13 protein-coding genes are annotated in these 11409 nt (G+C 61.2%); 9 read left to right on the forward strand and 4 right to left on the reverse strand.

Annotation, left to right across the window (positions count from 1 at the left end; all coding sequences use genetic code 11):
- Positions 1 to 2 precede the first annotated feature (2 nt).
- From ACSQ3I_RS09905 to ACSQ3I_RS09935, 7 genes are all read left to right on the forward strand, one after another.
- Positions 3 to 746: an SDR family NAD(P)-dependent oxidoreductase gene (locus ACSQ3I_RS09905; RefSeq protein WP_435998387.1), complete on the forward strand. Its 744-nt coding sequence runs from the start codon at positions 3 to 5 to the stop codon at positions 744 to 746.
- A complete protein-coding gene (locus ACSQ3I_RS09910) occupies positions 743 to 2239 on the forward strand; it encodes a gamma-glutamyltransferase (RefSeq protein WP_435998388.1) in 1497 nt (498 codons plus the stop codon). The genes ACSQ3I_RS09905 and ACSQ3I_RS09910 overlap by 4 nt, the downstream gene beginning before the upstream one ends.
- Before the next feature lie 108 nt (positions 2240 to 2347).
- Positions 2348 to 2836 carry a hypothetical protein gene (locus ACSQ3I_RS09915; protein ID WP_435998390.1) on the forward strand — a complete coding sequence of 163 codons (489 nt, stop codon included), beginning with the start codon at positions 2348 to 2350 and terminating at the stop codon, positions 2834 to 2836.
- Positions 2837 to 3180: 344 nt separating this feature from the next.
- Positions 3181 to 4017, forward strand: a complete 837-nt coding sequence (locus ACSQ3I_RS09920) for an ABC transporter permease (protein WP_435998392.1) — start codon at positions 3181 to 3183, stop codon at positions 4015 to 4017.
- Positions 4018 to 4073: 56 nt separating this feature from the next.
- Positions 4074 to 5135 carry an ABC transporter substrate-binding protein gene (locus tag ACSQ3I_RS09925; RefSeq protein ID WP_435998394.1) on the forward strand — a complete coding sequence of 354 codons (1062 nt, stop codon included), beginning with the start codon at positions 4074 to 4076 and terminating at the stop codon, positions 5133 to 5135.
- A 94-nt stretch (positions 5136 to 5229) separates the two neighbouring features.
- A complete protein-coding gene (locus tag ACSQ3I_RS09930; RefSeq protein WP_435998396.1) occupies positions 5230 to 6084 on the forward strand; it encodes an ABC transporter ATP-binding protein in 855 nt (284 codons plus the stop codon).
- 10 nt (positions 6085 to 6094) lie between these two features.
- Entirely contained in the window at positions 6095 to 7486 is a 1392-nt protein-coding gene (locus ACSQ3I_RS09935; protein WP_435998398.1) for an LLM class flavin-dependent oxidoreductase, read from the forward strand.
- 83 nt (positions 7487 to 7569) lie between these two features.
- On the opposite strand, the gene ACSQ3I_RS09940 is transcribed toward ACSQ3I_RS09935, so the two are convergent.
- From ACSQ3I_RS09940 to ACSQ3I_RS09955, 4 genes are all read right to left on the reverse strand, one after another.
- A complete protein-coding gene (locus ACSQ3I_RS09940) occupies positions 7570 to 7872 on the reverse strand; it encodes a hypothetical protein (RefSeq protein ID WP_435998399.1) in 303 nt (100 codons plus the stop codon).
- 87 nt (positions 7873 to 7959) lie between these two features.
- On the reverse strand, positions 7960 to 8112 hold the full coding sequence (locus ACSQ3I_RS09945) for a hypothetical protein (RefSeq protein WP_435998401.1): 153 nt from the start codon (positions 8110 to 8112) through the stop codon (positions 7960 to 7962).
- 12 nt (positions 8113 to 8124) lie between these two features.
- Positions 8125 to 8298, reverse strand: coding sequence for a hypothetical protein (locus ACSQ3I_RS09950; RefSeq protein WP_435998403.1), 174 nt, complete (start codon positions 8296 to 8298; stop codon positions 8125 to 8127).
- Positions 8288 to 8524, reverse strand: a complete 237-nt coding sequence (locus ACSQ3I_RS09955) for a hypothetical protein (RefSeq protein ID WP_435998404.1) — start codon at positions 8522 to 8524, stop codon at positions 8288 to 8290. Before ACSQ3I_RS09955 ends, ACSQ3I_RS09950 begins: the two co-directional genes overlap by 11 nt.
- A gap of 448 nt (positions 8525 to 8972) precedes the next feature.
- Here ACSQ3I_RS09955 and ACSQ3I_RS09960 point away from each other — a divergent pair, with 448 nt between their 5' ends.
- Together ACSQ3I_RS09960 and ACSQ3I_RS09965 are read left to right on the forward strand one after the other, a co-directional pair.
- Positions 8973 to 10022 carry a peptidase M29 gene (locus tag ACSQ3I_RS09960; protein ID WP_435998406.1) on the forward strand — a complete coding sequence of 350 codons (1050 nt, stop codon included), beginning with the start codon at positions 8973 to 8975 and terminating at the stop codon, positions 10020 to 10022.
- 74 nt (positions 10023 to 10096) lie between these two features.
- Complete coding sequence (locus tag ACSQ3I_RS09965; RefSeq protein ID WP_435998408.1) at positions 10097 to 11407, forward strand: acyl-CoA dehydrogenase family protein; 1311 nt, start codon at positions 10097 to 10099, stop codon at positions 11405 to 11407.
- Positions 11408 to 11409 lie beyond the last annotated feature (2 nt).

An 11409-nucleotide genomic window follows, 5' to 3' on the forward strand; every position in this document is an offset into this window, starting at 1 on the left:
CGATGGGTGTTGTTCTGATTGCCGGCGGATCGTCGGGCATCGGTCTGGCGGCCTTGCGTGCCTTTCGCGCCCAAGGTGACAAGGTGCTGCTCGCCGATATCGACGGCGCGCGTGCCGCAGAGGTGGCGGCGGAACCCGGTGCCGGCGAGGTAAGGGCCTTCCCCTGCGACCTGTCCACCGACGAAGGTCCTCGGGCGGCGGTTGAGGCAGCGCTCGATGCCTTCGGTGGGCTTGATTGCGTCTTCTCCAATGCGGCAGTGCTGGAATCGGCGCCCCTGCAGGACTGGACGCCGCAACGCTGGCAGAGATCCCTGTCTCTCAACCTGTCGAGCCCGTTCTTTCTGGCCCAGGCTGCGGCTCCGGCGCTGGCGCGCTCCGACAATGGCAGCATCATCTTCACGGCCTCGACCGGCGCATTGCGCGGCCATGCCGGAATGCCTGCCTATCATGCGACGAAGTCGGGTTTGCTCGGATTATGCCGGGCACTTGCCGACGAGCTTGCGGGGCAGGGGACGCGCGTTAACTGCCTGCTGCCGGGCTGGATCGACACGCCTTTCAACGACTCGTTCTGGTCGTTCCAGGCCGATCCGGCGGCAGCAGAGCGGGAGCTTCTGCGCCAGATTCCAATGCGGCGGCAGGGAACGCCGGAAGATGTCGCCGGAACGGTATTGTTTCTGGCTTCGCCGGCGTCACGCTACGTGACCGGCACGTCGATTGTCGTTGATGGGGGATATACAGCGGTATGACGAGACCTTGGGAGAAGTCGATGATTGCCGATGCTTTTGCATCCAAGGAAAGACCGGTTCTGACCGGACGCGGCGGCGCGGTCGCTGCGGCCAATCCCTTCGCCGTGGCGGCAGCCCAGGAAATCCTGAACGCCGGCGGAACGGCGGCCGACGGTTTGGTGGCGGCGCAGGCGGTGCTTGCCGTCGTCGCACCGGATGCCTGCGGACTGGGCGGGGATATGCTGTGCCTCGTACGCGAAGCCAACGGGCGGACGCGGGCGTTCAACGGCACCGGTGCTGCGCCCCAAAACCTCAAGACGGTCTCGGATGAAGGTGGGGCAAGCGTCACGGTGCCGGGCATGGTCGGCGCCTGGTTTTCGCTTCTCGACGCGTATGGGCGCCTGCCGCCGCATGTCGTGATGCAGCCTGCCATTCGGCTTGCGCGGCAGAAGATGCCCATGCCGCCATCGCTGGCCGCAGCGCTTCAGCGTCATCGCGCCCGGCTGGAACGCTACGGTGCCGGGCAATGGTCGCTTCTTTCCGCGGTGGCCGGGGATCTGGTCGTGCAGGAAGAGCTGGCGACATTGCTGGACCGCATTGTCAAGGAGAAGGACCACGCCTTCTATTCCGGCATCTGCGCGGAGGCCATCGTCAAGGCGGTGCAGGCGCATGGCGGCGCCATGAACATGGACGACCTGCAGTCGCATCGCACCGTCGTTGCCGACCCCGTTTCCGTCGATTTCCGCGGGCTGCGACTGCATGTCCAGCCGCCGGTCACGCAAGGCATATTGCTTGCCATGTCGATCAAGGCGCTTTCGGCGCTCGGCGACATCCCGCGCAATCGCATAGACCATGCCGGCATCGAACTGACCGATGCCAGCTTTGCTTTCCGGGACCGTGCCGCCGAGGGGGAGCGCCTGCTGGCAGAACCTCTGACGCTCGACATGAACAAGGCGGGAAACCGGGGTGGCCCGCGCGCCTATCTCCACACGGCCGGAGTGGCGGTCGCCGATCGGCACGGCTGCTGCATCTCCTCGCTGGTCAGTGTGTTCGACGATTTCGGGTCCGGGGTCTTCGTGCCGGAATTCGGCTTCACGCTCAACAACAGGGCTGGTGGCTTCACCTCCGCTCCCAATGATGCTGCTCCGGGCAAACGTCCGGTTCACACGCTGGCGCCGGCGATCCTCGAGACGCCGCGTGGGCCGCTTGCCTTGTCGACCCCCGGTGCGGACGGGCAAGTTCAGACGCTGCTCCAGGTCATCAGTGGCCTCGCAATCGAAAAGATCGATCTGGCGAAAGCGATCGACCGCCCGCGCTGGCGTAGTGAAAACGGTCGGCTGCTCATCGAGAAGAGCCATCCCCAGCGGGCGGAACTGGCCGCGCTGGGCCACGATGTGGTCGAGATGGCCGATGGCGACATGCGTGCCGGGGCGGTGACCGTTGCCGGTATAGTCGACGGACTGCCGGTCGCCTGCGGTGACTGGCGCCGGACGACCTGGGCGGGTGTTGTCTAGAGCAGTTCCGGCAAAAGCACGTCGCGAATTTTTTTCGTAAAAACAAAAGGATAGAACGGTTTCGCGATCTGGAGAAAAGCGGAAGCGTTCTAAGTATGGAGGTAGCTTGTGGCATCGATCTTGAACGAAACATTGGCGCGACGAGCCTTCGAGAAGGTTCTGCCGGCGCTCGAATTGATGATGCAGCAATCGATGCCGGACCGCCATGGATGCGCGATCGTCGTTGCGGCAACGGATGCGATCAGTGCCGAACGTGCCGGACAGGTGAGCTTCCGGGAGCGTTGCTACCTGGTTGCGTCTATCGGTGACCTGTCGCGTTCTCCCTACCCGAACATGGAAATCGCCCTGAAGAAGGCGGAGATGTCCGCGCGGACCGCATTGCCGACCTCCGCGCTTGCGCCGCATCATCTGCAGGCCGGTGATACGGTCTATTCCGGCAGCGCCGTATTGGAAGGGATCGTTGTGGCCTGTGCCGGACTGGAACCGCGCGATGACGAGATGTTCTCGTATTGGGTTGCAGCAGCGGTGAAGTCCGAGGCGGACCGCGCCCTTGCCGTCTATCTTGCCGACAGAGGCGATGCCGACTTCATCGATTGAACCCAGCGAGATCGCGGAACGGGTCGTGTCTGGACTTTCCACGAACTCTCCGAGACGGGATTGCTCGTCGCCACAAGAGCGTAGGCGTCATGCAAAGAAGCTATCTCCGTGCTGCACGACCCGCGTCTTGGCCGCAAGGAGCTCTCCGCACGATTTCTTGTCGCACTGCCATTCCGTCCACTTGCCGACGCCTTCCTGGCCGGCGTGACGGTGGCAGCCGGTCAATCCTCTTTCCGCCGATCGGTGCGAGCAAAAAAAATAACAATCTACAAATTTTATAGATTATTATTGCTCTCCAGTCGACGCGACTTTCCTTAGCTTAATCCGAAAGCGAGGGATTGGCGATGACAATAGAAGCGCATGGTTATGATCAGACGGATGCCCGACCGTACAACCGGGTCAACCTCTTCGACGTCTGGCGGCGGATTGAGCCATATGTGCGCGGTTCGGTAGCGCTTTTCCTGTTTCTGCTCCTGTGGGAATATGCGCCGCGGCTGGGCTGGATCAACCGGACGTTCTTTCCGCCGATCTCGGAAGTGGTAATCAAGGGCATCGAATTTGCTGCCAGTGGCCAGTTATGGCCACAGGTGCTGGTCAGTGTTGGCAGGGCGCTCGGCGGCTTTGCCCTCGGCGTCGTCACGGCGGTGCCGCTCGGCATCGTGCTCGGCTGGTCGAAATCGCTGGAAGCCTATCTCAATCCGCTGCTGCAGCTTCTGCGGCAGACAAATCCGGTTTCGCTTTTCCCGGTCTTTATCCTGTTCTTCGGCATCGGTTACGCCACCAACATCGCGATCATCTATTGGGTCGTCGTCTGGCCGATCCTGCTCGGCACGGTCAACGGCGTGCGTTATGTCGATCCGGCGCTGGTGAAATATGCCCGCTCCGTCGGCCTGCCGAGCTGGAAGATCTTCGTGAAGGTGGTTGCGCCTTCAGCCGTGCCGTCGATCATCACCGGCATGCGGCTGGCGGCGACCTATTCCTTCATGATGCTGGTGGTGTCCGAAATGGTCGGCGCCAGCAGCGGGCTCGGATACCTGATCGTCAATGCCCAGTACCTGATGAGTGTCCACCTGCTGTATGTCGGCGTCATCATCCTGGCGCTGCTCGGCATCGCCAGCAATTGGGGTCTCGCTTCGCTGGAGCGTTACCTCACCGCCTGGAAGCAGGACGTCAATCCCTAAACACCGATAGCGACGGCGCGCATTCGCCGGCCACGATTTTCCCAATGGAGGTTATCATGACGCAGATTACACGGCGGCAGCTCATTTCCCGCGCCGCAACGACAGCCGCAATCGCAGCCGGTGCCGGCACCGGATTGTTGCCCTTGCCAGGCATCATCGGCAGGGTGAAGGCGGAAGATCTTCCGTCGGTCAAGATCTTCTTCCCGCCCCTCAACCAGGGCTGGACGGCAGGCTATGAACTGATCGAAGTCGCCGATGCGACAGGCCTGTTCACCAAGCATGGCGTCAAGGCCGATCTCGCGGTCGTTCCCTGGGACCAGTATACGGTCGCGCTCGACAGCGGCGCGCTCGATCTGGCGCCTTTCTCGGACTATGCCTACTTCATCAACGTCTTCGACAAGGGCTTGAAGGCGAAAGAGATCGTCTCCTCGACCCTGCCTTTCAACCCGAGCAATGCGGGAGACGGCCTGATCGTCCTCGATGATGGCCCGATCAAGGGACCGGAGGATCTGCGCGGTAAGAAGATCGGGACGCAATGGCCGACCTTCTCCGGCGTCTGGTTTGCTCTCGACTGGTTGAGCAAGCATGGCGTCAAGAAGGACGAGGTGACGATCGTGCCGGTGCCGCAGGCGCAATATGAGCAGGTCCTGCAACAGGGCGGCATCGATGCGATCATCGCCTATTCGCCGCTTGATATCGAGTTCCGACGCAAGGGCGGGTTCCGCCAGCTGTTTTCCGTGGCCGACATTGCCGGTCGCTTCATCACCCGCGGCGGCACGATGGCGACCGACAAGTTCATCGCCGAACATCCCGATCGCGTCAAAGCCTATGTTGCGGCAATCGCAGAAGCGGCTGATTGGGCCAACAGCAATCCGGCCGAAGTCATCAAGATCGGTCTTGAACGTGGCCGGCTGGACAAGAAATACCTGCCGGATCTCTACAACAAGGACGGCAAGGAAGATTACAGCCATCTCCGCTGGTCGGAGCACGGGCTGAATGTCGAGGAAGATCTGGCATTCTGGCTAAAACTGGTGGAAGACGCCGCGATCGTTCCCGCCGGCAAACACAAGCCTTCGGATTTTTACACCAACGACTTCAATCCTTTTGCGGCGACCTGAGCGGAGCTGGCCCGTGGGGCGGGGGAACCTGCCCCACGCAACCAGTCCCTCGTGTTCCGAACCCGCACGAACGTGAAAAGATCCGGATGAAACGATGAGCAGCACGATCGAAATTCAGAACCTCAGCAAGACTTTTTCGGTCCGGACACCGTCGGCGGGCAATCCGTCCGGAACGGCGGATTTTGTCGCGCTGGAAGATATCAACCTGCAGGTGAAGGCGGGCGAGTTCCTGGTGATCGTCGGGCCGAGCGGCTGCGGCAAGTCGACATTGCTCGATCTGCTCGCCGGCCTTGCCCAGCCAACGCGCGGACGCATCCTGATCGACGGCCGGCCGAGCGTCGGGCCGGCGCTCGATCGTGGTCTGGTCTTTCAGCAATATGCCCTGTTTCCGTGGCGCACGGCCATCCAGAACATCGAGTTCGGGCTGGAGGCGAAGGGGATCACCAAGAAGCAGCGCCGGGAAACCGTCTTGCATTTTCTCGACATGGTCGGCCTCACCGGCTTTGGCGACCGGTATCCGCATGAACTTTCCGGCGGCATGAAGCAGCGCGTGGCGATCGCCCGCAGTCTTGCCATCGATCCCGGCGTTCTGCTGATGGACGAGCCGTTTGCGGCGCTCGATGCGCAGACCCGCGAAAACCTGCAGGCGGAATTGCTGCGCATCTGGGAGCGGTCGGGCAAGACGATCGTCTTCATCACCCACGGTATCGACGAGGCGGTCTATCTCGGGCAACGGGTTGCGGTGATGACGTCGCGTCCGGGCCGGATCAAGCATATCGTCGATGTGCCGCTCGGCAACCGTCTGCTGGACGAAGACCTGCGCGCCAATCCGGAGTTCGCCCGTATCCGGCATGAGGTCTGGAGCCTGCTGCGCGACGAAGTGAAACTTGCCGAGGATCTGGAGCGCAGCCGGGTTTCCGGCCAGCGCCAGGCAGCAACGGCGATCTAGGCTTTTATTGATGACAAAAACCATTCGCTTCAATGCCTTCGACATGAATTGCGTCGGGCATCAGTCACCCGGTCTGTGGGCGCATCCGCGGGATCGTTCGACGCAATACAAGGATGTCGAATACTGGACGGACCTCGGCCAAATTCTCGAACGCGGCATTTTCGACGGCATCTTCATCGCCGATGTCATCGGTTATTACGATGTCTATCGGGCGAGCGTCGACGACGCCATCCGACAGGCAGCGCAACTGCCGGTGAACGACCCGCTGCAAGTCGCGGTGCCGATTACCATGGCGACGAAACATCTGGGGGTGGGCATTACCGCCTCTACCTCCTTCGAGCATCCCTACACCTTCGCCCGCAGGCTTTCGACCGTTGATCACCTGACGAAGGGGCGGATCGGCTGGAATATCGTCACATCCTATCTGCAGAGCGGCGCACGCAATGTCGGCGAGACCGGTTTGCGCCAGCACGACAACCGCTACGAAGTCGCCGAGGAATATGTCGAGGTGCTGTACAAGCTGTTCGAGGGCAGCTGGGAGGAGGGCGCCGTCGTCCGTGACCGGGAGCGGCGCCTTTACGCCTTGCCGGAGAAGGTTCACGAGATTCGCCACAAGGGCAAGTTCTTCGACGTACCGGGTTATCATCTCTGCGAACCGTCGCCGCAGCGGACGCCACTTCTTTATCAGGCAGGCTCTTCCGGCGCCGGCCGGGATTTTGCCGCCCGCCATGCAGAGTGCGTGTTTGTGGCGTCACCGACGAAAACGATGCTCAAGGATTATGTCGCCGATCTGCGCCGTCGCCGGGCGATTGCCGGGCGGGATCCAGCCAAGCTGCTCGCCTACAATCTGGCGACGATCATCGTTGCTGAAACGGACGACAAAGCCGAAGCGAAGTTCAAGGAGTATCAGGATTTCATCTCCTACGAAGGGTCGCTGACGTTCCTGTCCGGCTGGAGTGGCGTCGATTTCGGGCAATATGCGCCGGATGAGCTTTTGGGTGCCAAAGGCCCCAATTCCCTGACCTCGATGATGGACACGTTGGCAGGAAGCGGCCGTTCCTGGACGGTCGATCAGCTGTCGAAGTGGGCCGGCATCGGCGGGCTCGGCCCGGTCTTCGTCGGTTCTCCGTCCACCGTTGCGGATATTCTGCAGGAATGGGTTGAAGAGACCGATGTCGATGGCTTCAATCTTGCTTATGCGGTGACCCACGAAACCTTCGAAGACATCGTCGATCATCTCGTGCCGGAGCTGCAGCGCCGGGGTGTGTACCCGACTCATTATCGCGAGGGCACCTTGCGGGAAAAGCTGTTCGGCAAGGGGCCTTATCTTCCCGCCGATCATCCGGCTGCAGATTATCGCCTCCTGACGGAACCGAAAACCGGCCGGGCAGTCGCTTTCTGAGCGAACACGATGGCGGGCGATTGCCGGAGGTGAAGGCCATGCCTTCGTCGAGCCCGGATCGTCTGCTTGCACGCGTCATTCCCTCAATGAATCCTGAATGCCGTCCCGCCGGCGTGCCGCTGCTGCAGACTTTGCACCAGCATGGCCGCTTCCTTGACGATGGCCGAAAAGGTCGCATCATCCGCCTGGGCGATCTTTCCCGTCAGATCGCCAATGATCTCCGTCAGACGGATGACCAGGGCCTGCTCCCGGGCATCGTCGCCACCGGTCTCGGCCATAACAAGCAGCATTTTCACCAGCTGGTTCATGGCCTGCCGGCGCTCGTGGCTTGAGGCGGCTGCAGGGGCGTCGCTGAGGCTGAGAAGGTTTTTGACGAAATCCGACATTGCCGGTCTATCCCGTCACGCATGAACCGGCGAAAGGACCCTGCGATCCTTGCTCGCCGGCGTACAGGTCTGGATATCCGAACCTGCTCACGCGATCAGGCCGATCACCACTGCGAACAGGAATGTGAAAGAACTGATGACGGTGCACAGGCCGGCCACATGCCTGAGACGCGGCACGATGCTTGTTGCCGATCCGCCGGCGTATCGCCGACGAACACCGATCCCAACGACGACCGCCATGATATCTTCTCCTCAATACCAGGGGCCGTAGGCGAGGCTTAGATAGTGAAGTTCATATTCGCGGGCGGACCGATCGGCCTCGTCATCCCGGCGGGCCGGTTCGCCGGTGTTTATGGAGCGTTGCGGCTTCCAATGAAGGAAACGGTCGATAGCGCGCTTCAATTTCGAGAAGAAATCAGGCTTCATGCGAACCTCCATGTCTTGGGTTGGATGATGATGGGATCAGGGAGCGACGCTGTGCATTGGCCAGGAGATCGCGAGAGGATGCGAACGGCCCGTAAAGAGCGAGCAGACGGTTCTCCTCCCATTTCTCCAGGCGGTACCGCCGAGCGAAATCGAGGACGCTCCACAGTTGCTCGCTTGCAAGCGGTCTGCTTTCGCCATTTTTTTCAACGCCTTGGGTTACAGTCACAGCGACATCCCTTTTCTGTTCCCGGCAGCGACTCCCGCAAAATATGTGCGTATACGCTTACGTTCTGTGTCGTCCCGTTCTTTCCCGGCGGTACAGAACAGGCTGATCGGTGGTGCGTATCCGACCCGTCATTCTGTAGATGAATTTAGTCTATTAATTTTATGTACTAAAGGAAGATGCATCTCCGCGGCATCCTCCGGGAGAAAAAATCGTCCCCGTCTCTGGCAATCGCATGCGCTTTTAAGGGGGCGTGTCGCGACCGCGCCCGATTGGCGGACGTGTCGGTAGAACCAGCTTATCGTGATCGGCATGTGCTCGGATGCCGGGAATTTTGCGTTCGAAACGACAATCGCAAAATTGCCTATTGACAGAAGTTCAAGCCTCAAACAAATTTAACTCATAAGTAAAGAAATCGCTGAGGGGCGGTTCACAAAACTGGGAGAATTCGATGCTGCAGGAGCGCATTGAAGGGAAGTGGCTTGCCTGCTTCCGACGAGTTTTCACGCTGAATGGGATTGGCCGCGGTACGCGTGTCGCGATCGTTTCGGAGACGCAGTCACGCCCCGTTCTGGTCCAGCTTGCGGACCTCGCCTGCCACGATCTTGGCGCCGATTATTGCATGATCACCATGCCGACGCCGCGCCAGACGGCACCGGTGCCGGTAAAGTCGACGGGTACGTCGCTCGCCATCCAGGGAAACCGCGCCGCCATCGAGGCGATGAAGCAATGCGACATCATCGTCGATTGCACCGTCGAGGGGATGATCCACGCTGTCGAATGGCCCGAGGTGGAAGAGGCCGGCGCCCGCATCCTCGTCGTCTGCAACGAACATCCAGAAATCCTCGAACGCTGCGAACCGACGGCCGAACTCGGCCCCAAGGTTGCCCTCGGTATCCAGATGCTGCGCGAAGCCAGGGAGATGCGGGTGACGTCTGCCGCCGGTACGGATCTGGTCATCGACCTCACCGATGCGCCCTGCGGCGGCACGCCGGGTTTCGGCACGACGCCGGGCGCCGTGGCGCATTGGCCGGGCGGCCTCTGCCTGGCATTCCCCGGCCCGAACACGGTCAACGGCCGCATCGTCATGGATGTCGGTGACATGAACCTCACCTTCAAGAGCTATCTGACCAGCCGCATCGATTTCACCGTCGAAAACGACTTCGTTACCGCCATCAAGGGTGATGGTTTAGATGCCGAGCTGTTCCGTGACTACATGGAAGCCTGGGAAGACCCGCTTGCCTATGGCTTCAGCCATGTCGGCTGGGGCATGAACCCGGCGGCACGCTGGGTTTCCGGTGCGCTCTACGACAAGCGCGACATGCAGGCGGTCGAATTCCGCGCCTGGGCCGGCAACTTCCTCTGGTCGACCGGCGCCAACCAGTATGCGGGCCGTTTCACCCAAGGGCATTTCGACCTGCCGATGCGCAAATGCACCATCGCGCTCGATGGCCGCGTGGTGGTGAAGGAAGGCCGTCTGCAGGGCGACCTCGTCCTCTAAGGCGTGATGGCTGAAGGTGTATCCGCACCTTGCCGACAGGCATGCGCGATCGAGAATTTCAAGGGAACTGACTGATGAGCGAACCCGCAGATTATTACGACCTTTCCCGCATCCGGCCCGAGGTGCTCGATGTGCTGACGCGCATCAACGAATTGGGCCGCGAGCGTTTTGCCCCGCGCGCAAAAGGCATCGATGACGAGGCGTCCTTTCCGGTTGAGAACTACAAGGATCTCGCCGCCGAAGGGTTTTTGACGTTGACCGTGCCGAAAGAATTCGGCGGCCACGGTTTCAGCCTCGGCGAATATGCCATGGTCGGCGCCGAGATCGGCAAATATTGCGGCGCCACGGCGCTGACTTTCAACATGCACAACTCGTCGATGATGTGGTCGCGCTTCATGTACGAGCTGCCGAATCTGACGGACGAGGACCGTGCCGCCTTCGCGCCGCTGCGCGAGCGGCAGTTCCGCCGGGCGGTGAAGGAGCAGGGCATCTATTCGCAGCCGATCTCCGAAGCCGGGCAGAACTGGACGTCGAAGCCGGCTCAGACGTCGTGCCGCAAGGTTGAGGGCGGCTGGAAAATCAACGGTTTCAAGAAGTTCGCTTCACTCGCCGGCTACTGCGATTATTATTCCATCGTCTGCACCGAACATTTCGAAGGCATCGAGCCGCGCCACGAGGACACGATGATCTTCGTCGTGCACAAGGATGCACCGGGGCTTTCCGTCACCGGCTCCTGGGATCCGCTCGGCATGCGCGGCACCAACAGCCGCGACCTGGTGCTCAAGGATGTCTTCGTCACCGAGGACGACCTGATGATGCCGCGCGGCATCTTCATAAAAACCCTGCCGCACTGGCCGCACATGATGGCGACGTTGTCGCCGACCTATATGGGTGTCGCCCAGGGCGCCTTCGATTTCACCGTCGCCTATCTGCGCGGCGAGGTGCCCGGCCAGCCGCCGGCCGACCGCCGCATGTTCGGCACCAAGCGTATCACCGTCGGCAAGATGTATACCAAGCTTGCCTCGATGCGGGCGCTGTGGTGGCAGGTGTTCATGGAGGCGCAGGGCATGCCCTCCAAGGCGCAGGTCATGCGCATGTATGCGGCGCAATTCAACGTTATGGAAGGCGTGCAGGAAATCGCCGCCCTTGCTATCCGCACCTGCGGCGGCCAGTCGATGCTGAAATCCCTGCCGCTGGAGCGCATGTACCGCGACAGCCGCTGCGGTGCGCTGATGCTGCCTTATACCTCCGAGATCATGGAGGATTATCTCTCCGTCCTGACGCTCTACGACATGGACGAACTCGACAAGGCGCCGGGCGACGAGGGCGGCGCGCGTTCCTCGCTGTGGCGCGGCACGTCGGGCACGCTCAAGGGGCTGCGCTGAGA

It is taken from the genome of Rhizobium sp. LjRoot30 (genome assembly GCF_964253915.1).
Taxonomy (GTDB): domain Bacteria; phylum Pseudomonadota; class Alphaproteobacteria; order Rhizobiales; family Rhizobiaceae; genus Metarhizobium.